Genomic DNA, 22,697 nt, shown 5'->3' on the forward strand with positions numbered 1-22,697 from the left:
CCGAAATTTATGCTTTTTAAAAGAGTTACAAATTTAAGGATAAAAGCACAAAAAGTAAGTCAGTTTCAGTTATATTTCTCTGTTAAGAATTGTTAAAAATTATGATAAAATTTATGTCAGATAAACATATAATACCAAAAAATATAAAAAAAAGAGTAGAAGTTGCTTTGGGATATTTTCCCCAACTAAAAAATATTCATATAGAGTTTAAAATCAAAAAAAACATAAAAAAATCTACAATGCAGGCAAGACCTACTTTTGATAGTTTTTTTAAATCTAAAAAAGAAAGAAAGTTTTTAATTTTAATTAGTAAAAAGTTTAAAATTTCTGACAAAGAATTCTCTACGTTAGATATTCCTGATGATATTTTTATTGGATGGATTGGTCATGAATTAGGCCATATTATGGATTATCAAAATAGAAGCAAATTAAACCTTATTTGGTTTGGATTAAAATATTTGTTTTCAGAAACCCATATTGTAGAAGCTGAAAGAGCTGCAGATGGTTTTGCAGTAAAACACAAAATGGAAGATTACATTTTAAAGACTAAGAATTTTATTTTGAACCATGCAGAAATTCCTGAAGTATATAAAAATAGGATGAAAAGATATTATTTATCTCCAGAAGAAATTATGGTTTTGGTAAAAGATAGAGATCAATTGGTAGAGAATTTAGAGAATGTTGCTACATAAAATTTAAAATTAATTCAATTATTGGATACACCTGTTTGAGTGCAGTCTAGAACTTATCAAAATTAGATTTTTGGTAAGACCTTTCGACTGCGCTCAAGGAGACAATTGAAATTTAATGAATTAATCAACCCAAATTGTTTTTGTGTTTACAAATTCTTTAACACCAAAATCTGATAACTCTCTTCCATAGCCACTGTTTTTGATACCTCCAAAAGGCAATCTTGGATCTGATGCCACTAATTTATTTACAAAACTATTTCCAGCTTCTAGTTGTAAAGCAACTTTTTCTCCTCTTTCAGAATTTCCTGTTAGTACTCCAGAACCCAAACCAAAAGTTGAATTGTTTGCTAATGCAATTGCCTCGTTTTCATCTTTGGCTTTAATTACAGAAGCAACTGGCCCAAAAAGTTCTTCATCAAAAGCAGTCATTCCAGGTTTTAAATCCGCTAAAATGGTTGCAGGATAATAAGCTCCTTTTTGACTTGGTATTTTACCTCCTAAAATTAGTTTTCCTCCTTGTTTTATGGTTTTTTCTACTTGGTCATGAAGTTCGTCACGCAAATCAACTCTTGCTAAAGGTCCATAATAAGTATCTTCATTTGTAGGTTCACCCATTTTAGCGGCTTCCATTTTTTGAGTAAACATTTTCAGAAAATCGTCATAAATTTCTTCTAAAACAATAAAACGTTTTGCAGCAATGCAGGTTTGTCCATTATTTTGTAATCTTCCATGGGTTGCTAAATCTGTTGCTTTTTCTAAATCAACATCTTCTAACACAATATAGGCATCACTTCCACCAAGTTCTAAAACAGTTTTCTTTAAATTTTCGCCAGCAATTTTTGCAACAGAACGTCCTGCAGGTTCACTTCCTGTAAGTGTTACACCAATAATATTTTTATCTTCGATGATGGTTTTAATAGCATCAGTTTCTACATTTAAGTTGGTGAAAATTCCTTTTTGGAAACCTGCTTTTTCAAACGCATCTTCTAAAGCAAAAGCACAACCTTGTACATTTGAGGCATGTTTTAAAACCCCAACATTACCAGACATAATTGCTGGAACAGCAAAACGAATTACTTGATAAAAAGGAAAATTCCAAGGCATTACAGCTAAAACAACGCCCAAAGGTTGATAAGTAACATAGCTTTTTTTAGCTTCTGTTTTTATAATTTTATCTGCCAATAAGTCTTTAATATTATCAGCATAATATCTACAAATTTTGGCGCATTTCTCTATTTCGCTGCGCGATTGTTTGATGGTTTTACCCATTTCTTGCGTTGCTAATTGTGCGTATTCTTCTTTATTTTCTTCAAAAATATCAGCAAGTTTTTGCATCAATTTAGAGCGTTCTGCAAAACTTGTTTTTTTCCAAGATTGATATGTTTCGTTTGCTTTTGCTATTTTTTCTCTTGCAATTTCTGGAGTTATTCGATTATAACTTGCAATTTCTTTTTCAGTTGCTGGGTTTATACATATCGCTTTTTTCATTGTCTTATTTTAGTCGATAAATTACCATTTTTTGACTGGTTTTAGTGAATGAAAACCCCTAAATATCTGTTAATTTTAAAAGGTTTTTACGCTGAGTAGTAATTTTTTTAAATGAGGTAATAATCCATTTGAAAGAGGAAATCAAATTTGTTATAAAGGTTAACTTTGAGTCAATTAAAAAATAAAAAGATGTCAGATAAGATAAAAGCATTTGGTACAGATGCAAAAGATGCAGATTTAAAAGAAATGGAAATTGAAAGAAGATCAATTTTAGATAATGATGTAAAAATTGATATTCTATATTGTGGAGTTTGTCATAGTGATATTCATGCAGCACATAATGACTGGGGAAATACAAAATTCCCAATTGTGCCAGGACATGAAATTGTTGGTAAAGTATTGGAGGTAGGAAATGACGTTACAAAATACAAAAAAGGCGATTTAGTTGGAGTAGGATGTATGGTAGATTCTTGCCAAGAATGTGGCGCTTGTAAAGAGGATTTAGAACAATTTTGTGACAAAGGAATGGTGGGTACCTATAATGGAAAAGACAAACATTCAGGAAACAGAACCTTTGGAGGATATTCGACCTCAATTGTAGTTCGTGAAAAATTTGTTTTAAAAGTTCCAGAAAATTTAGATATTAAAGCTGTTGCGCCTCTATTATGTGCAGGAATCACAACATTTTCGCCATTAAATCATTGGAAAATTAAAAAAGGAGACAAAGTTGGGATTATTGGTCTTGGTGGTTTAGGACATATGGGAATTAAATTTGCAAGCAGTATGGGTGCAGAAACAATTATGATTACCACTTCTAAAGAAAAAGCAGATGATGCCAAAAAATTGGGAGCAGATGCTGTAATTATTTCCAAAAATGATGAGGAAATGAAAAAACATTTTGGAACTTTCGATTTTCTATTAAATACAGTACCTGTAAAACATGACACGAATCCGTATTTACAATTATTAAAACGAGATTCTACCATGGTTATGGTTGGTGCAATTGAACCTTTAGAACCAATGAATGGTGCAAATTTAATTATGGGAAGAAAAAGAATTGCAGGTTCTTTAATTGGCGGAATTAAAGAAACACAAGAAATGTTAGATTTTTGTGGAGAACATAACATTGTTTCTGATGTAGAAATGATTGATATGCAAGACATAAATACTGCTTTTCAAAGAGTTGAAGATAGTGATGTAAAATACAGATTTGTAATTGATATGAAGAGTTTGAAATAAGCAAACCTGTACAAAAAACGTAAAACCTCAATTATAATATTGAGGTTTTTTTTATGCGGATATTTTAAGGTTGCTTTTCACTTAAATATTTCCAATAACGTTTTGGAACATGCCTAATATGTAATTTCATGTTTTTACGTTCTTTGATATTTGTACTATCAAAATAATCTTTCCATAGTTTTTGAAAATCGAATTCTTCATCAGCAAAAAAATCTGTGGAAGTTTTTGAAAAATCGAAATTTTTGGGAAAATCCATATTGATAAAATCTAACGTCAGTAAATCATAATACAACCCATAATTTCTTTTGATGTCGTAAATTACCCATTTTTGATCTGCATATCTACTTTTAAAATGCTTAGAAATTAAAGGCAACACATTAAAATCGGGTTCGATATTTGCAAAATAAATTTCGTCTTTTGTCAATCTAAAACGTACAAAAGCTTCCATTCTGTGCTTTTCTCTACTTACGTTTTTTGCAATTTGCGATGTTTTTAAAACACTTGATTGTGTAAAATCAGTATCAACTTTCTCTTTGTGTTTAAAAATATATTGCATATAATCTAGCAAAACATTTTCTATATTCGGTTGTTCACTCAAAAAAGCATAATATATTTTGGTTGATGAAATTGTAGATGTTCTTTGTTTTAAACCTTTCCAAACTCGATCTGATTTTTTTTTATCTGTAAGTATTGTTTCATTTTCAGAAAATAAGGCATTTTGCAAAACATATTCATTTTGAATAGTTACGTGCGTAAGTTTATATTCAAAAACGTAAAAAACACAGCTTAAAAAACCTTCGAAAGTGCCATCGTAAAGTAAGGTTTTGTTTTGCATCACTCAAATAAATTTAATTGAGGACTCAAAATTTTGTCATATTTACTCGTAGAATTTTTTAAGATAAATGCTTTTATTTTATCCGCAGTTAAATCTCTTTTTTCAAATTGATGGCTATCACACACTAAAAAATATTGAGCTCTGTTAAAAGCAATTCCAATTTTCTTTAAATGATCCCAATTTAAACGTCTGTATTTTCTTGCCATTAAAATCTTAGCAACAGATTTCATACCAACTCCAGGAATTCGTGCTAACATTCTTTTATCAGCTCTATTTACATCCACAGGAAATTCGTGCATATTTCTTAAAGCCCAACTTAGTTTTGGATCGATATCTAAATCTAAATTTTGATGATGTATGTTCACGATTTCGTTGGTTTGAAAACCATAAAAACGAGTTAACCAATCTGATTGATATAACCTGTTTTCACGTAACATGGGTACTTCACTACCAATATTAGGCAAACGATTGTCATAAGAAATGGGTACATAACCAGAATAATAAACGCGTTTTAAATTAAAGTTTTTGTAATAATGTTCAGCTGTTTTTAAAATCTGAAAATCATTTTCACCACTTGCACCTACAATCATTTGTGTGCTTTGACCTGCAGGCGCATATTTGGGAGTACTTCTAATAATTTTTTTCTCTGATTTATATTGAATAATTTCATTCTTCACCTTTTCCATAGGTTTTATAAAATCTTCGAAATTTTTATCAGGAGCCAATAATTTTAAACCAGATTTGGTTGGTATTTCTATATTTACACTTAATCGATCTGCATACAAACCAGCTTCACGCATTAACTCATCTGAAGCACCAGGAATTGATTTTAAATGAATATATCCATTAAAATTTTCTTCTAAACGTAATTTTTTGGCAACAGCCACCAAACGTTCCATGGTATAATCTGCACTTTTAAAAATACCAGAACTCAAAAATAAGCCTTCAATATAATTTCTTCTATAAAAATTGATGGTTAAATCTACAACCTCTTGCACTTTAAAAGCAGCACGTTTTACATCGTTACTTTTTCTAGTTACGCAATAAGCACAATCAAAAATACAGTGATTTGTTAATAGGATTTTTAGCAAAGAAACACATCTGCCATCTTCTGTATACGAATGGCAAATTCCCATACCTGTAGAATCGCCCAAACCTTTATTTGTGTTTGTTCTTTTGCTTCCACTTGAAGAACAAGAAACATCATATTTAGCAGCATCTGCTAAAATTTTCAGTTTTTCTAAAGTGCGTTCAAAAGACATAAGTATTTGTTATTTAGTGTGTTGTTTTCTTTTTTAAGAGTGTTTGTGAAGTTTGATTTGAACGTACAATTTAAAGAAAATTATTGATAAATTTCTTTGTATAATTAATAAAAACGAATCGTAAAAAATAAATTTTTATTCTCTTTTGGATGATTTATTTGCACAAAATGAGGTTAATGTTTTTTTGTTTATTTTCTTAAACAATATTCTTTTTGTCTAAAGTATTTATTAATTTAGAAAAATAACATTCATGTTTTTTTGATTAAATAATGCTTTCAAAACTTTTTATTTTTAAAATAACTATAAATTACTGAATCAAATTTATAGCATAAAAAAACATGTGCTCATTTAGTTTAATTTTTACCACAAATAATAGATTCATAAATACGTTGATTTTTTTTTTTTTAAGTTTACAGTATAACTTGTTTATAACGCATAATTAGATATAAAAATGTTTAAAAAATTTTTGATTGGCTTTGGTGTTTTAGCAATATTGCTAACAATTACACCTTTTATTGCTGTAGATTATTGGTGGGTAAGAGCTTTTGATTTTCCACATTTGCAACTTACTTTTTTAACGGTTTTAGCAATTACAACCTATTTTATAAAGTTTAATTTTAAAAGTAAAAAAGATTATCTATTTCTAACTATACTTATTGGTTGTTGTGTTTTTCAGTTTTCAAAAATTTATCCTTATACCACTTTTGCAAATTTTGATGTTTTAAATGCGTCTAAAAATGAAGATAATTCTATTAAGATTATAACGGCTAATGTTTTACAGAAAAATAAAAAATCGGAAAAAATTATAAACGAGATTAATGTGTTAAAACCAGACATTATTTTATTAACGGAAGTAAATAAAAGATGGATAACTGAACTGGAAGAAAAGGCTACAAATACGTATAAATACAAGCAAGAAATTCCTTTAGATAATGCTTATGGAATGGCTTTGTATTCAAATTTAGAATTGATAAATCCCCAAACTAATTATTTGGTAAGCGACAGTATTCCATCTATTGAAGCAAAAGTTATTTTGAAAGAAGGAGATACATTACAGTTGTATGCAATACACCCAACACCTCCAATGCCTCAAGAAAATGCGATGTCAACCAATAGAGATACAGAAATGATGATGACTGCAAAAATGAGTTTAGAAGCCGATTTTCCTGTAATTGTTTTAGGAGATTTTAATGATGTTGCATGGTCCGAAACTTCTCAATTATTTAAAAGTGTTAGTGAATTATTAGACCCAAGAATAGGAAGAGGTTTGTATAATACCTATTCTGCTGATAGTTATATTTTGAAATGGCCTTTAGACCATATTTTTATATCGAAAGAATTTAGAGTTAAAAAAATGGAAGTGAGAAAAGATATAAATTCCGATCATTACCCTTTATATACAGAGTTTAGTTTTGAACCTGAAAAAGCCTTTGAGCAAGAACCAACACAGGTAACTAAACAAGATTTAAAAGCGGCCGAAGATCAAATTGAAAAGTTTAAGAAAAATGATCCGCGAACAAAAAAGAATTGATTAAACTTTTGAAATAAAAAAATCCTCAAGAAATTAACTCCTGAGGATTTTTGTATTTTTATAGAAATTTTAATTTACAAAATCTTCCCACTCTTTAAATTTATCTTCTTTCATAACGCGTTCCATTTTTACTTGACCACCTTTTTTCTTATTTTTATCACTCCATTCATAAAACTTTTCTTGGGAAATTATTTTTACTTTCACTCCTTTTAAAGCTTTACTTCTGGCAACTTTATAGTTTTTGTTGGCATCTTTTAAAAAAGTATCTAAAGTGTCTGCAACTTCTTTTTCATCAGCATTTAAATCGGTACCTAAATACCAAGAATGATAAAATTCGCCATCCTCAAAACGCTTTGCACAAATTGTATATTCTGTAATTTCTGTATTGTATTTTTCTTCTAAATGCTTCATGGCATCATCCATCTTATTAACAGATAATTGCGAACCAACAGTGTTTAAAAAGAATTTTGTGCGTCCTGTAATTTTAATTTCTGCTTTTTCAATATCGGTAAAAGCAATTGTATCTCCAATTAAATAACGCCAAGCTCCAGAAACTGTACTTATAATTAAAATATAATCTTGATCTAATTCTACATCTTTAATAGAAATTGCAGGCGCGCTTTTCTTTAAAGAACCATCCTCTTTTATATAATCAGGATTCATGGGTACAAACTCAAAATAAATTCCATTATCGGTATTTAATTGCATTGCATTTGCATCTGGCCTTATTTGGGTAGCAATATATCCTTCAGAAGCTAAATATGTATCAATTACTGTAACTGGTTTTCCTAAAAGTGCATTAAAACTTTTTTCATAAGGACTAAAAGCAACTCCACCAGAAGTATATACTTGCAAGTTTGGCCAAACTTCATGAATGTTATCTACTTTGTGATATTTGATTACTTCTTTCATCATCAACTCAATCCAAGCAGGAATGCCACTTAAGGCACCAATATCCCAAGTTTTTGCATTTTCTGCGATGTTTGAAACACGTTCGTCCCAATCATCAATTTTAGCAATATCTTCTCCAGGTTTGTAATATCCTTTAAACCAAAAAGGAATATTACTTGCACTAATTCCGCTAATTTCGCCTTCTAAATGATCGTTATTTTCTTGTAAATCTGTAGAACTACCTAACATCATAATTTCTTTTTCAAAAAAATCTGCTGGCAAATCAAAATTACTCAACGAGGTTACTTGCTTAATGCCAGAACTTTTTATGGCATCAATCATTTCATCGGTTACAGGAATTCTTTTACTTGTTTTACCTGTAGTTCCAGAACTTAGTGCAAAATAGGAAGGTGTTCCTGGCCAAGTAACATCAGTTTTGCCTTTGTGTAATTTACTCCACCATTTTTTGTTGATTTTGTTATAATCAAAATAGGGTACTTCTTCTGCAAAAGACTCTTGTAAATCGTCACTCAATAAAATGGTTTTGAAATGATATTTTTCTCCGAATTTGGTGTTTTTTGCAGTTTCTAATAAATCTTTTAATACTTTTTCTTGATTTTCAATTGGGTTAGATTCAAATGAAAATGTATCTGTTAAGCTGATTACGCCTTTAATAATATTTCCTAAAATAGCCATAGTTGTTGGTTTTATACAAAGATGCACGTTTATCAACTTTTAAAGTATCTCAATTACGTGAAATTGTAATTCATTTAAGAAAAAGATATTTTCTTAAAGAAATATGGTTTGTTGAAATAATATTTGAGTTAAAATAAAAATTGTTTGCAACAATAATTATAAATATTTTTAGTGTTCTTTGAAGAGAACTAAAATAAAACTACATTATGGAAAACGCAAAAAATGAGTTAGAATTAATTAAAAAATATCAAGCTAAAGGATATTCGCACAATTTTAGAGTTGTAGATAATAGGTTGATAGATAATACCACAAAAAAGAAATTTGAAGCAAAAGATATTAAAGTGGTTGCAGAACATAGGTTTGAAGGAATGAGCAATCCTTCTGATATGTCAATTTTATATGTAATAAAAATGGGAAATACTAAAGGAACTTTTTTAGCTTCTTATGGTTCTGCTGCAGATACTGAAGTTGCTGAGTTTTTTAATACAATTCCTAAAGAAAACATATCTAATGATAAAAATATTTTGATGTAATTATTTGACTACAATATGAATACAATAATAAAAAATCGCAACCTAAAATTGGATTGTGATTTTTTTTTGTAATCAAAATCAATAAGCATTATTTTTTTAAAATAAAACCATCTCACTTATTACACTTCAAATATTATTTGATGATAAAAAATTGGTTTATCAATTTTGAAAATTTAAGCGAATAAATTTTTTATATAAATACATATATTAAAGCAATGTTAATCTTTTAAAAACCATAAATTAATGACGTATTTTTAACCTAATGAAAAACAAAAATAAAAGAAACGGTTTTGTCTTTACAACTTATGAGGCAGCTAAACAATCGCCTTTTGAGAAACTATTTGACATTTTTAAAGAATTAATAACTCACACTTCTGGAGATTTTGATGAAGCTATAGATTGGTTGCGTTCTTTGGATAAAGAATATAATCTTACAGATGAAAATTATACAATTGATGATTTTATTGAGGATCTAAAAAAGAAAGGTTACATAAAAGAAGAGATTAAAGGAGATGGAACTGGAGGCACAAAAATTACTTCTAAAACAGAACGTGCAATTCGTCAGCAGGCTTTAAATCAAATTTTTGGTAAGATAAAAAGAAGTGGTGCAGGAAACCATAAAAGTAAATCTCCAGGAATAGGAGATGAACATACAGGAGATTTTAGAGCCTATCAATTTGGGGATGCTTTAGATAAAGTTTCTATGACTGAAAGTATTAGAAACGCACAAATCAACAACGGAATTGATAATTTTAATTTAACTGAAAACGATTTGGTGGTCGAAGAAACCATGCACAAAAGCCAAATGAGCACAGTTTTAATGATAGATATTAGTCACTCTATGATTTTGTATGGTGAAGACAGAATTACACCTGCCAAAAAAGTAGCGATGGCTTTGGCTGAATTAATTACAACTCGTTATCCAAAAGACACGTTAGATATTATTGTTTTCGGAAATGATTCTTGGCCAATAAAAATCAAAGATTTACCCTATTTGCAAGTAGGGCCTTACCACACAAATACAGTGGCTGGTTTACAATTAGCAATGGATTTATTGCGTAGAAAACGAAATACCAACAAACAAATTTTTATGATTACTGATGGAAAACCAAGTTGTTTGCGTTTACCTGATGGACAATATTATAAAAATAGCAATGGTTTGGATAGCTATATTGTTGATAAATGTTATGGAATGGCACAACAAGCCCGAAAATTACACATACCAATTACCACTTTTATGATTGCTCAAGACCCTTATTTAATGCAGTTTGTAAAAGCATTTACACAAGCAAACCAAGGAAAAGCATTTTACACAGGGTTAAAAGGTTTGGGAGAAATGATTTTTGAGGATTATGAAACGAATCGAAAGAAGAGAATTAGATAGCCCATCCAAACCTTCCCAAAGGGAAGGTTTTTAGCAAGTTTGTGTGAAATCCCATCTGCCTTTTAGGCATCTTCCCAAAGGGAAGAGTTGATTAAGTTTGAGCTAAATTGGGAATAAGTTTTAATAATAGAATAATATAATTTAATAATAACTATCCAAGTTCCCTTTCCTTTGGAAAGGGCTAGGGATAGGATAAAAGTACTAAATGAATATAGAAAACATAAGAACATTAGGACAATTAAAAGATTCAGGATACAAATCAAAATCTATAAAAGACGAGTTAAGAGAAAACTTAATCAGTAAAATGATGAGTAAAGAAACTGTCTTTAAAGGAATTCACGGTTATGAAAATACAGTTATTCCAGAATTGGAAAGAGCAATTTTAAGTAGACATAATATCAATTTATTAGGATTAAGAGGACAAGCAAAAACACGTTTGGCAAGGTTGATGGTCGATTTGTTAGATGAATATATTCCAGTTGTGGAAGGTTCAGAAATAAATGATGATCCTTTAAACCCAATTTCGAGATTTGCAAAAGAAATTATCAACGAAAAAGGTGATGAAACCCCAATTTTTTGGTTGCATAGAAATGAACGTTTTGCAGAAAAATTAGCAACTCCAGATGTTACAGTAGCCGATATTATTGGTGATGTAGATCCTATAAAAGCAGCCAATTTAAAACTGAGTTATGCTGATGATCGAGTAATTCATTATGGAATGATTCCTAGAGCAAACAGGTGTATTTTTGTGATTAATGAATTGCCAGATTTACAAGCAAGAATTCAAGTTGCCTTGTTTAACATTTTACAAGAAGGTGATATTCAAATTCGTGGTTTTAAGTTGCGATTACCTTTAGATATGCAGTTTGTATTTACTGCAAACCCTGAAGATTATACAAACAGAGGAAGTATTGTAACACCTCTAAAAGACAGAATTGGTTCGCAAATTTTAACACATTATCCAGAGGATATTGAAACTGCAAAAACAATTACACAACAAGAAACCGATAAAGCAAATGCTCAAAAAGAGTTTATAAAAGTGCCAGAGTTGGCAAGAGATTTGTTAGAGCAAATTGTTTTTGAAGCAAGAGAAAGCGAGTTTATTGACGCAAAAAGTGGTGTAAGTGCACGTTTAAGTATCACTGCTTTTGAAAATTTATTAAGTACAGCAGAAAGAAGAGCTTTATTGTCTGGTGATGCTGAAACCATGATTCGTTTAAACGATTTTGATGGAATTATTCCTGCAATTACAGGGAAAGTAGAATTGGTTTACGAAGGTGAACAAGAAGGAGCACAGGTAGTTGCAGAAAAGTTGATTAAAAATGCAATTAAAACATTGTTTCCAACCTATTTTCCAGAGATAAAAAAGTTAGAAAAACAAAGTGTGGAAACACCTTATGACGATATTATTTCTTGGTTTTTTAATGTTGAGGAAGATTTCGAATTGCTAGATGAACATACTGAACAAGAGTATAAAAACGAGTTGGATAAAATTACTCCATTAAATGCCTTTTTAGAAAAACATCAGCCAAATATGAATACACCTGATGCTTATTTCGTAAAAGAATTTATTCTTTGGGCTTTAGTTGAATTTAAGAAATTAAGCAAACATCGTTTTGCAGAAGGCACACAATTTAGAGATCCTTATGGAAACTTTATGAGTGGATTATAGAATTTAAATGTTTAGCTTATTTAGACCTGACAGGTTTTTAAAACCTGTCAGGTCTTTTTTTTATTTTTATCAAAAAGAATTTCGAAAATATAATTGGAGAAAAAATACAGAAAGTTATTTACACCGAGTTAAATCATCCCAAAGGAAAATTTTATTTTGATGATTTTGATACATTTGATACAAGCATAAATATTCAAATGCAAAATAATATTTGGTGGCATTTATCTTGGAAAGATGATGAGTTTTTCGAATTTGGAAAAGGGAAATATTTAAAAAACAAAAATTATCAAGATTCTGAAATAAAATCTTGGGATGCTACTGAAAGATGGAAGTCCATATTAAATGAAAAGATTATAGCTTTTAAAGTACAATATTTTGATGATGCTAGAATTTTTATTGAAAAAATTACAATAAATTTTGAAAACAAAATAATTAAAAACATTCTAATTTTAGAAGAATTTAATTTAGAGGAATCAATTCCTAAATCAACCAAATTTGATATATGTGGAGAGATTTATGTTTTGCACAGTGAAAAATTACTCTAACTTAAACATCTTAATGGGTTCAAAATTTCTTCTTTTTAAATTTTCGCAGAGTACTAAAGCTTTATCAATTTTATTTTGACTTCCCTTAAATCGTTTTATACCATAAATAATACTCCTTTGTTTTCCTTTGGTAAGAGTTTCAAAAATAGTATATGCTTCATAGTCTGTTAGAAACACTTCTTCTAATTCCTCAGGAACATCTACACCATATTTAGAAGTATCTTCAAAAAGTTGCATTTTAAATGTATCACCTAATTTTAAATTGAGTTCTTTTTGTTTGGCTTTGCTAAACATCATTTTAAAGTCACCAGAACTTTTATCTCTTTTTACAGCTGCATAAAATTCTAGAATTTTATCATTACAAAATATTTTTACTTTTACACGACTCATGTTTTTATCAGCAAAAGGAGCATAAATTTCTTTTGGAATAAAAATATTATAAAGATTTATGTGGGTGATTTTGAATTTTTCACTCTTCATTTTAGATTGTTTTCAGTATGTCTTTATCAATTTATTTGTAAAAATATATAATTTTTACAGTTATTAACTTAAAATAGAAAAATGAAAAAATTTTAAATAAATTAGATTTTGAAAAGAAAATATGTTTTTTATTTATAAAAAATATTACTTTAAAATAATGACTCTCAATGTATTTCATAAAATACAAAGAGAGTCAATTCAGGTTAGCAATACTAATTCAAATAATATACTAAAAGTTAAATGCTAATAGGTTTAGGCTATTCAGCAATGTTTTGTCGATTTCAGTTTTAAAAGGTTTCTTAATAAAAGGAATTACATTATTACCAATTTGTAATTGTGTACTTGACGTAATTTTATAAGTAACATTTAAAATGTCTTTTGGTGTTAAATAGTTTCTGAACGTTTCTAAATCTCTATCACCATAATTAATCACCTCATTTAATAAACCTTCTTGTACAATTTTAGTGGTAATTAAATTGTCTATAAATTTTTTATTAGTTGTAATTATAAAACTTTTTTTGGTGGATGAATTACTAGCATCAGTTAAAACTTTTTCTACAATAAAAAATTCAGTTTTATCCATTTTATCTAGTTCCAATAAAAGTGCATTTAAGTTTTTGTCATTTAAGTCATTTAATGAAAACTTAGCTTCATTAATTATTTTTTTATGCTCAAAATCTACAGGAACTATCTCTCGAAATTGTAAAATATTGGCATCATTATTAATAGTAATTAAAGATTTTTTATTTTCTTCATTATTAAAAATAGTTAATAAGCTAGTTGAGTTTTCTTGAGCAAATGTCAAGCTAATAATACATACAAAACATAAGGTAAGTAAATTTTTCATGACTAATAGTTTTATATGTAAATATAATAGTATTACTTTTATTTGTGAAATTTAAATGTTTTTTTTAATAAATATTTAACATTGCTTACATAAATTTCAAAATCTTAAAATTTAATATTTTTCAATTATAGCAGCTTAAAATCTCATTATATTATTTATTTCATACAAAAATTACGAGTATGATAAAAGTTAAATTCTAAACACATATTAATAGCAAATGCGTTCATCTACAAGTCATTAATTTCTTATTTTAGGAAAATTAGTGCTAATTAATAAAATAATTTTAGATGAAAAATAAGAATTTGAAGAAAGAGAATCCAATTAAATTATTGTCTTTTGATATAGATAATACATTAATTGATTTTCATACTTACAAAAGTAATTTTACCAAAACTTGGGTTAAATACGCTAAAGATTTAGACATTATTATCACCTACAATACAGGCAGATTAATTGATGATGTTTTAAATTTGATAGCGAAAGGTGTTTTGCCAAAACCAGATTATATAATTTCTGGGGTTGGAACACATATTTATAATTTTAAAGAAGAAAAAGTAGAAAAGGAGTTTAATGATGTTTTAGATGATGGTTGGAATTTAAAAGCCGTAGAAGATATTATTGTTAAAATAAATCATCCAATAAGCGAGCAGCCAAGCAAATTTCAACATTCTTATAAAAGAAGTTATTTTTTTCATGATGCAACAGATGAATTAGTAGAAAGCGTAGCCCAAGATTTTGCCAAGGCAAATATGGATGTGAATGTAATTTATTCAGGAGATAAATTTTTAGACGTTTTGCCAAAATGGGCGAATAAAGGAAACGCTTTGCAGTGGTTGTTAAAAAGATTATCTATAGAAACAAATCAAGTGTTAGTAGCTGGAGATAGTGGAAACGATTCAGCCATGTTCGATTTAAAAGATGTTTCTGGAATTGTGGTTGCAAATGCACACGAAGAATTGTATAAATACACAAAATACAAAAAAGTTTATCACACAGAAAAAGCAAAAGGAGATGGAATTATAGAGGGGTTAATTTATTATGGAATTCTACCAAAAGAAGCTTCAGAAATTTCCAATATAGACCATTCAGAAGACTTTTTTATCAAAAAAGAATTAGACAATATTGCTGATGAAGATGACAATGAAAAAATAGCTTTAATTCAAGAAGGCTATGAAAAAGCCATTGAAGCTTTACGAAAAAATATTACACCTTTAGGATTTTCTGCTTGTTCTATTCCAGATAATATTCCTAATGGAACAGATGAAAACTATCATTCAGTTTGGGCAAGAGATGGAGCAATCACAGTAATTGGTTCACTTTCTTTAATAAATGATGAAGAAATTCATCAATGCCAACGTCAAACTTTAGAGACTCTGTTAGGGCATATTTCTAGAAATGGTCAGATTCCATCAAATGTACGTTTAAAAGATAATGAACCAGATTATTCTGGTGTTGGTGGTATTTGTTCTATTGATAGTGGAATTTGGGTGGTTATTGCATTCTATGAATACGTAAAAGTAGCCAATGATATAGAATTTGCTAGAAAATATATTGACGATATTAAAGAAACAATGCGTTGGTTGGGAGCACATGATAGTAATAATGACGCACTTTTAGAAATTCCTGAAGCTGGAGATTGGACCGATCTTTTTGGTAGAAGTTATAATATTTTATATGATGAAATTCTCTGGTACAGATCTAATGTCTGTTTTGGTAGATTGCTAGAAATGTTAGGAAATCACGAAGAAGCAGGTGAGTATATTCGTTGGTCTCAGGTGATAAAAAAAGAAATTGTTCAGAATTTTTGGCCATCAACACAACAACAATTATTTTCTTCTGTTTCTTTTGCTGAAAAGCAATTTACTTTGGGAGATACTTCTTACTTAATTGCACAAACCACACCTTTCGATTTTTCTTGGAGATGTGATATTTTAGGAAATGTTTTAGCTTTTTTACATGGAACAATCGATTCTGAAAAAGCGCATCAAACCTTTAAATTTATGTTAGGTGTTGGTGTAAATGATCCTTTTCCTGTTGCAAATGTGTATCCTGTTGTAAGTCCTGGAGATCCAGATTGGCGTCCTTATTATACCGTTAATTTATTGAATTTGCCAAACCATTATCATAATGGAGGTATTTGGCCTTTTGTAGGTGGTTTTTGGGTAAAATATATAAATAAATTAGGGTTTAGAGATATTGCTATTGCAGAATTGCACAAACTTGCCCTAATTAATAAAGAAGGAATCAATAACGAATGGGAGTTTACAGAATGGGCACATGGAATTACTGGAAAACCAATGGGAAAAGCCTATCAAGCTTGGTCTGCAGCCCAATATATTGCAGCTTGTCACGATTTAAAATTAACAAAAATTAATACTAAAAAATAAAAACTATGAAATCAATATTAATGATCTCTTTACATGGTTATGTTGGAGCCAATGCAGAATTAGGAAAACCAGATACTGGAGGACAAGTTGTGTATGTTTTAGAACTAGCAGAACGTTTTAGTAGACTTGGTAAACGAGTAGATTTAGTGACTCGCCAGTTTGAAGATCAACCAGAATATGATGATGTAAATGAAAATTACAGCGTTTGGAGAATTCCATTTGGTGGTAAAAAATTCATCCGTAAAGAAGATATGCACGATCATCTTAAAGCGTTTGTTACAAATACTTTAGCAGCTATAAAAAAAGAAAATAAAAAGTATGATGTTGTGTATTCTCATTATTGGGATGCAGGTTGGGCAGGTCAAAAAATTGCAGAAGAATTAGGTATTTGTCACGTTCACACACCACATTCTTTAGGTTGGTGGAAACAACATTCTATGGGAAGTGATATGGATGAAAAGGAAATGGAAAAAACCTATCGATTTAAAGAACGAATTAGAAAGGAATATTTTGTATACCAAATGTGTAACTTTGTAATTGCAACTACTTTACCTCAGGTAGATTTGTTAATTCAACAATATGATGTGTTATCAAAAAACTGTAGCATGATTCCTCCAGGAATTGATGAAAATAAGTTTTTCCCTGTTCCATCTAAAGAAAATGATAAAATTCGCCAGAAATACGATATAAGTCCTACTGATGTGCTAGCCTTAGGAAGAATGGCTCATAATAAAGGGTACGATTTATTGATAAATTCATTACCAACTTTATTTGAATTATGTCCAGAAGCTGGTTTAGTTGCAGCAATTGGTGGCGATTCTAAACAAGATAAAGAAGGTATTGAAAAGTTGAAAAAAGTAGCATCAGAAATTGGTGTTATGGATAAAATAAAATGGAAAAGTTATATTGCTGATGAAGATTTGGCAAACGTATATAGATCTGCAAGTATTTTTGCAATGCCCTCCAGATATGAACCTTTTGGAATGGTAGCCATTGAAGCTATGGCTTGTGGAACACCAAGTGTAATAACAGTTCATGGTGGTTTGTGCGATTTGATTGATTTTGGAAATCAAGCCCTTTTTGCAGATCCACACAGACCAAAAGAATTTGGAGCAATGATGGCAATGCCTCTCTTATACCCAAATTTAAGAAACGAAATGTCTGTTGAAGGTGCACGTTTTGCACGTAGAAACTTTGGTTGGACAGGAATAGCAAAACGTATGTTAGCCATTTTTGCGAGTTCTATAAATCAAAGAACATCAGAAACTAATATTTATTAAAAATCAAGAAGAGAGAGAGAATAGAAAAGAGAGAATAGAAAAAGAGAAGAGGAAAGGAGAGAAGAGAGAAAAGAAAAAAAATATGCTTTGAAACTTATGACTTTTCTAACGTCCAACGTCTGTCATCTAAAGTCTAACGTCTTTTTTCTCTCATCTTTAGTCTTTACAATTTATCAAATACTTAATTTATGTCTAAAATTGTTTGTTTTGGAGAAGTTTTATGGGATGTTTTCCCAAATCATAAAAAGATTGGAGGAGCACCTTTAAATGTTGCAACACGTTTGCAATCTTTTAAAAATGATGTTACTATGATTAGTGCCATTGGGAATGATGATTTAGGAAAATTGATTTTAGAATATTTAGAAGAACACCATATAAATTCATCAGAAATTCAAGTTTTAGATGATTTTGAAACAGGAGAAGTTACAGTTACATTAAATGATAAAGGAGCTGCGAGTTACAAAATTGTGCATCCAAAAGCTTGGGATAAAATTCAATTTACAGAAAAGGCAGCAACATTGGTAAGACAAGCAGATGCATTTGTGTTCGGAAGTTTAATTACCAGAGATGAAGTTTCAAAAAATACATTGTATCAATTTTTAGAAATTGCAAACTATAAAATTTTTGATGTAAATCTTCGGAAACCTTTTTTCGAGAAAAATGTTTTAATGGATTTGATGCAGAAAGCAGATTTCATAAAATTTAATGATGAAGAAATTTATGAAATTGCTGCTTATTTAAATTCTCCTTATAAAAACTTAGAGCAGAATATTCATTTTTTATCAAAAGAAACCAATACAAAACATATTTGTGTAACAAAAGGCGAACATGGAGCAGTTTTATTATATGATGATAATTTATTTTACAATAGTGGTTATCAAATAAAAGTTGCAGATACTGTTGGTTCTGGAGATTCTTTTTTAGCAACTTTAATTAGTAACTTATTAAAGAAAGAAAATCCACAAAAAGCAGTTGATAAAGCTTGTGCAGTAGGTGCTTTAGTAGCACAAAAAGAAGGTGCAAATCCAATAATTTCTGGTAAAGAGATTTTAAATTTTATGAATGGAGCATAATTTATACAATCTTTTTCCACCCAATTTGTCATTTCGTAGAAATCCCACATAAAGCTTATAAAGTCTGAATGATCAAAAAAGAGCCATTTTGTGTGAGATGCTTACAGCAAGACAAACTGTGTGTTAAATGTATTTAATAAACTATGATTAAATAATTTTATCAAAAAAAACACTATAATTCCCACCCAACTAGTCATTTCTGTAGAAATCCTACATAAAGCTTATAAAGTTTGAGTGATCAAAAAAAAAGAAAATCCATTTTTATGTGAGATGTTTCAACCAAGACAAATTTTGAAGGTTTTTCTTTGAAAAAAAGGCAAATTAGATTAATAGTTAGTTGAAGTTTTAAAAATAGAGTAACTTACTTATTTCTTGCAAACTTTCCTTTTTTATATCTTTTTGTGGGAATAGAGTCTAAAATATAGGGAATAGAAATAAATCCATTTTTTGTAGGTTTATAAACAGCAAAATGAAGATGAGGTTCAGTACTCATTCCTGTATTACCAGAATAACCAATTACTTGCCCTTTTTTTACAATTTGACTTTTATTTACTAAAACACCATCTTTTTTTAAATGCACATATTGTGCAAAAGTGCCATCTGAATGTGCAATAATAATCAAGTTTGCTTTGTCTCTGTACTTTTTATCTCTTCCTCCAATATTCGAGTCTTCTTTTGTTTTAATCACTAAACCACCTCTAATAGCACAAACTTTTTGTCCAACGTTCATTTTAAAATCGATAGCATATTTAGAAAAGCTACCCTTGTGTGTGAAATTTGTGTTTTGTCCTTGAAGAATTTTATAGCGTTTACCTTTTAAAAAAGGCAAACCATAGTTATATAACGTGTCATATTTTTTAAAATCCGATGTTCCATAAAACAGTGAAAATTGAAACTTCTCAATTATTTTACTTGTATCAATTTTAGATTGTTCAAATTGAAGAATTTTTAAAGTATCTGGTTTTTTAAAATCGATATACTGTTCAACTTTCGTTTTTTGATCAACAATTTTTAAAAATGTTTTTCCTAAAACAGGGTTTTTGGCAAAAACATATATAGAATCATTCTCTAATTTAAAAGAAATATAACTCGGTTTTTCTTGTGCTTTTGAACACGAAACAAAGAAAAGGATTAGTATTAAATATTTCAAATCAATATTATCTCAAAATTTTATTTGGAAAAACAACCACACTTTCATGTCCATTTTCGCCAACAGCAGCAACTCCAAAAAAGAAATTATCAATTACAATACCCTCTAAAGTAAATTCTGTACTTTCTACATATCTTGAATTGTCCCAAGTTGGCGATGTTGTATCTCTCCAGTAAATTTTATAGCCTTTTGCACCATCAACTTTACTCCATTTTAATTTTGCAGATGGTTCAACAATTCCACCAATAGCAACTTCTTTTGGAGCTTCTGGAGCCCAAGCTAAACTAGCTAAATTTATAGCGTTTACAGCTGTTAATTTTTTAGCATAAGGAAAATTAACATGTTCAAAAGTATCACCATATTTTATATCATTTTCGGTTCTAATATCTTGATGTTGTTGGGTGTAATTTTCATGAGCTTCCATAATTCTAATTCCTGCAAACCCTAAATCGTTAAAAGGTCTATGATGTCCTCCTCGTCCAAATCTATCTAATCTATAAATCATCATTGGGTTCATTTCTGGCATATAGGTTTTTGTAGTTTTGTGCACATATCTTGCCAATTGTCTAGAGATTCCATCAACTTCACCACCATAAAAGCGTCTTGCATTTCTTTGTCTATCAGTTTCGTTTGCAGGTACAGGTTCAGAGAAAATTCTAAAGGCTCTATTATCAATTACGCCATCAACTCCAGTGATGTTTCCAATCATATCGTTATTTAAAATCCCGATAATTTCCCAATCTTTATCTTTTGCATATTTTGCCAAACCTGCACCACCAAAAAGTCCTTGTTCTTCTCCAGATAAACCTACATAAATAATACTACTTTCAAATTGGTATTTTGATAAAACTCTAGCAGCCTCAATTGTACCAGCCATTCCTGATGCATTATCGTTTGCACCTGGAGCATCTGTTGTAAAATCCATAGTATCACTTGCTCTCGAATCTATATCACCACTCATTATAATGTATTTGTTTGGGTATTTTGTGCCTTTTTGAATAGCAACAACATTTACAACATAGGCATCTTTTGGTACTCTTCTATTCCCTTCTTTAGTAACCAAATCTTTTTGATAAAATACGTTTAAACAATTGTTACAGTTGTTAGAAATATTGTCGAATTCGCCTTTTATCCATCTTCTTGCTGCACCTATTCCACGTGTTTCTGAAATAGTGTCAGAAAAAGTGTTTCTTGTGCCAAATTCCGTTAATGTTTTTACGTAGCTTTTTATGTTATCAGCAGAAACAGCATCAATAATATCGTAAATTTTTTGATCTGTTTGTGCAAACGTAATCGATGAGACTAGTAAAAATAAGAGAGTGATTTTTTTCATTTGTAATAATTATTTATTGTTTAAAATACCAAAAAGGAATGTCTATAATATATTCCTTTTCTAATTCTTTTGTTTCTTTTGATGTAATAAATCTATTAATATTAATAATATGTTTTCCTTTTGTAAATGTATCTAACGTAATAAAAGATTCAAAACCCAATTGATTATTTATTTGTGTAATGTTAAATTCAGGTTCAATTTTTGTTTCATCAATCTTAAAAATATACACTTTTTGAAAAGCTTTTAAGTAAATAGCTCTAAGACTATCTTGTTCTTTATAAGATGTTTTTGAAGAAAACAAATCGCTTCTATAGCCTCTTTTGTCTTCTAAAGGTTTTAAATTTTTATGCTGTTCAAAAATTAAATCTTCAATATTTTCTCTAAAAGGGATAAAAATATGGACGTAATTATCATTTACAATTTTAGAATGTATTGCTGCGCCTCTAATGTACTCGTTTTTTATGAGCGAATTTAAATAATTATTTTGATTTGTGTAATACGTTGATGAGTATCTATTTACAGAAACGTAATTAGATCTTACTGTTTGAAATGTTGTTAAGAAAAACGTTACAATATAAATTGGTGTTAAAATAAAAGTGAGTCTTCTGCTAAATTTATCATCTAAAATATTATAAACTAAAGGTCTGTATAAAAAAGAAAGTGTAATTACGCTAAATATCTTATAAATAGGAAAATATAAGAAAGATGTCCATTCTACTTTTTTTAAATAACCTTGTGTAATAAAATCGACAAAGACAATAAAGGCGATTAATAAAAAGAAAATACCAAAAAAACCTAGTAATGTATAACCTAAAAAATCAGGAAATAGTCCAGATTTTACAAAGAAAGCTCCTGCTAAAACTACAATTAAAATAACTGTAAAAAAGGAAATTATATAAAATAAATATAAAAATGTAAGTGCAAATAAAATGCTACAATAATTTTCTAAAGCACCAATAAATTTGTCAAAAGAACCTACTTTTTTCTTTAAATAAATTGTAAACCGCTTTTTATATTTTAAAGAATCATAATCGATTTCACCAGAAACATATCGCAAACCAATGGCACCAATCCATAATCCTCTTAAAATAACGTGTATAATTAAGTTGATAATTAGTACCCAGCAGGCTATATAAATAATTGGATATAAAAATTTACTATAGCTTTCAATAGCTATAGCTTCGTTCCATAAGTTTTTTACAAACCCTAATGAAGATACCAAACCAAAAATAGCAAAACCAGAAATTAGCAATTCTAATTGCCAGCTTTCTTGTTGTAGTTTGTCTAAAAGTTTTTTAAACTTACTATCTGTATATTCATTTTTCATGTAAAACACATATTTCGAATAAAGATAGTAACTTTATAAAACAGAAAAAAAC

General features: G+C 29.2%; 19 protein-coding genes. 10 read left to right on the forward strand and 9 right to left on the reverse strand.

Annotation, left to right across the window (positions count from 1 at the left end; genetic code table 11):
• Positions 1 to 113: 113 nt before the first annotated feature.
• Positions 114 to 692 carry a hypothetical protein gene (locus P161_RS18395; protein WP_051605823.1) on the forward strand — a complete coding sequence of 193 codons (579 nt, stop codon included), beginning with the start codon at positions 114 to 116 and terminating at the stop codon, positions 690 to 692.
• Between the two features lie 120 nt (positions 693 to 812).
• Here P161_RS18395 and P161_RS0111125 read toward each other — a convergent pair whose 3' ends face one another.
• A complete protein-coding gene (locus tag P161_RS0111125; protein WP_026777069.1) occupies positions 813 to 2,180 on the reverse strand; it encodes an NAD-dependent succinate-semialdehyde dehydrogenase in 1,368 nt (455 codons plus the stop codon).
• A gap of 189 nt (positions 2,181 to 2,369) precedes the next feature.
• On the opposite strand from P161_RS0111125, the gene P161_RS0111130 reads away from it, so the two are divergent.
• A complete protein-coding gene (locus P161_RS0111130; RefSeq protein ID WP_026777070.1) occupies positions 2,370 to 3,419 on the forward strand; it encodes an NAD(P)-dependent alcohol dehydrogenase in 1,050 nt (349 codons plus the stop codon).
• A gap of 64 nt (positions 3,420 to 3,483) precedes the next feature.
• On the opposite strand, the gene P161_RS0111135 is transcribed toward P161_RS0111130, so the two are convergent.
• The gene (locus P161_RS0111135; RefSeq protein WP_026777071.1) at positions 3,484 to 4,254 is read right to left on the reverse strand and encodes a TIGR03915 family putative DNA repair protein; all 771 of its coding nucleotides are present in this window, start codon (positions 4,252 to 4,254) and stop codon (positions 3,484 to 3,486) included.
• Positions 4,254 to 5,516 carry a putative DNA modification/repair radical SAM protein gene (locus P161_RS0111140; protein WP_026777072.1) on the reverse strand — a complete coding sequence of 421 codons (1,263 nt, stop codon included), beginning with the start codon at positions 5,514 to 5,516 and terminating at the stop codon, positions 4,254 to 4,256. The genes P161_RS0111135 and P161_RS0111140 overlap by 1 nt, the downstream gene beginning before the upstream one ends.
• Before the next feature lie 451 nt (positions 5,517 to 5,967).
• Between P161_RS0111140 and P161_RS18400 the strand changes: the two genes are divergently transcribed.
• On the forward strand, positions 5,968 to 7,047 hold the full coding sequence (locus P161_RS18400) for an endonuclease/exonuclease/phosphatase family protein (protein WP_036841417.1): 1,080 nt from the start codon (positions 5,968 to 5,970) through the stop codon (positions 7,045 to 7,047).
• A 69-nt stretch (positions 7,048 to 7,116) separates the two neighbouring features.
• On the opposite strand, the gene P161_RS0111150 is transcribed toward P161_RS18400, so the two are convergent.
• Positions 7,117 to 8,634: a GH3 auxin-responsive promoter family protein gene (locus P161_RS0111150; protein ID WP_026777073.1), complete on the reverse strand. Its 1,518-nt coding sequence runs from the start codon at positions 8,632 to 8,634 to the stop codon at positions 7,117 to 7,119.
• Between the two features lie 206 nt (positions 8,635 to 8,840).
• Between P161_RS0111150 and P161_RS0111155 the strand changes: the two genes are divergently transcribed.
• The 4 genes from P161_RS0111155 (at position 8,841) to P161_RS0111170 (ending at position 12,768) form a co-directional block, all read left to right on the forward strand.
• Entirely contained in the window at positions 8,841 to 9,167 is a 327-nt protein-coding gene (locus tag P161_RS0111155) for a hypothetical protein (RefSeq protein WP_026777074.1), read from the forward strand.
• Positions 9,168 to 9,429: 262 nt separating this feature from the next.
• Positions 9,430 to 10,551 carry a VWA domain-containing protein gene (locus tag P161_RS0111160; RefSeq protein WP_026777075.1) on the forward strand — a complete coding sequence of 374 codons (1,122 nt, stop codon included), beginning with the start codon at positions 9,430 to 9,432 and terminating at the stop codon, positions 10,549 to 10,551.
• A gap of 205 nt (positions 10,552 to 10,756) precedes the next feature.
• Complete coding sequence (locus tag P161_RS0111165; protein ID WP_026777076.1) at positions 10,757 to 12,223, forward strand: hypothetical protein; 1,467 nt, start codon at positions 10,757 to 10,759, stop codon at positions 12,221 to 12,223.
• A gap of 197 nt (positions 12,224 to 12,420) precedes the next feature.
• The gene (locus P161_RS0111170) at positions 12,421 to 12,768 is read left to right on the forward strand and encodes a hypothetical protein (protein WP_026777077.1); all 348 of its coding nucleotides are present in this window, start codon (positions 12,421 to 12,423) and stop codon (positions 12,766 to 12,768) included.
• On the opposite strand, the gene P161_RS0111175 is transcribed toward P161_RS0111170, so the two are convergent.
• Together P161_RS0111175 and P161_RS0111180 are read right to left on the reverse strand one after the other, a co-directional pair.
• Complete coding sequence (locus P161_RS0111175) at positions 12,760 to 13,248, reverse strand: YdeI/OmpD-associated family protein (protein ID WP_026777078.1); 489 nt, start codon at positions 13,246 to 13,248, stop codon at positions 12,760 to 12,762. The two genes, P161_RS0111170 and P161_RS0111175, sit on opposite strands and share 9 nt — an antisense overlap.
• 229 nt (positions 13,249 to 13,477) lie before the next feature.
• Entirely contained in the window at positions 13,478 to 14,095 is a 618-nt protein-coding gene (locus P161_RS0111180; protein ID WP_155810458.1) for a hypothetical protein, read from the reverse strand.
• A gap of 287 nt (positions 14,096 to 14,382) precedes the next feature.
• Here P161_RS0111180 and P161_RS0111185 point away from each other — a divergent pair, with 287 nt between their 5' ends.
• The 3 genes from P161_RS0111185 (at position 14,383) to P161_RS0111195 (ending at position 18,835) form a co-directional block, all read left to right on the forward strand.
• On the forward strand, positions 14,383 to 16,482 hold the full coding sequence (locus P161_RS0111185) for an HAD-IIB family hydrolase (RefSeq protein WP_026777080.1): 2,100 nt from the start codon (positions 14,383 to 14,385) through the stop codon (positions 16,480 to 16,482).
• Positions 16,483 to 16,487: 5 nt separating this feature from the next.
• Positions 16,488 to 17,762, forward strand: a complete 1,275-nt coding sequence (locus P161_RS0111190) for a glycosyltransferase (protein ID WP_026777081.1) — start codon at positions 16,488 to 16,490, stop codon at positions 17,760 to 17,762.
• 188 nt (positions 17,763 to 17,950) lie between these two features.
• Positions 17,951 to 18,835: a carbohydrate kinase family protein gene (locus P161_RS0111195; RefSeq protein ID WP_026777082.1), complete on the forward strand. Its 885-nt coding sequence runs from the start codon at positions 17,951 to 17,953 to the stop codon at positions 18,833 to 18,835.
• A gap of 361 nt (positions 18,836 to 19,196) precedes the next feature.
• On the opposite strand, the gene P161_RS20015 is transcribed toward P161_RS0111195, so the two are convergent.
• Genes P161_RS20015 through P161_RS0111210 form a run of 3 tightly spaced genes read right to left on the reverse strand, consistent with a single transcriptional unit; the run spans position 19,197 to position 22,645 of the window.
• Entirely contained in the window at positions 19,197 to 19,985 is a 789-nt protein-coding gene (locus tag P161_RS20015) for a M23 family metallopeptidase (protein WP_302846538.1), read from the reverse strand.
• A gap of 7 nt (positions 19,986 to 19,992) precedes the next feature.
• A complete protein-coding gene (locus tag P161_RS0111205; protein WP_026777084.1) occupies positions 19,993 to 21,318 on the reverse strand; it encodes a M28 family metallopeptidase in 1,326 nt (441 codons plus the stop codon).
• A gap of 13 nt (positions 21,319 to 21,331) precedes the next feature.
• A complete protein-coding gene (locus tag P161_RS0111210; RefSeq protein WP_026777085.1) occupies positions 21,332 to 22,645 on the reverse strand; it encodes a hypothetical protein in 1,314 nt (437 codons plus the stop codon).
• Positions 22,646 to 22,697: the final 52 nt, after the last annotated feature.

Source organism: Polaribacter sp. Hel_I_88, assembly GCF_000687935.1.
Classification (GTDB): domain Bacteria; phylum Bacteroidota; class Bacteroidia; order Flavobacteriales; family Flavobacteriaceae; genus Polaribacter.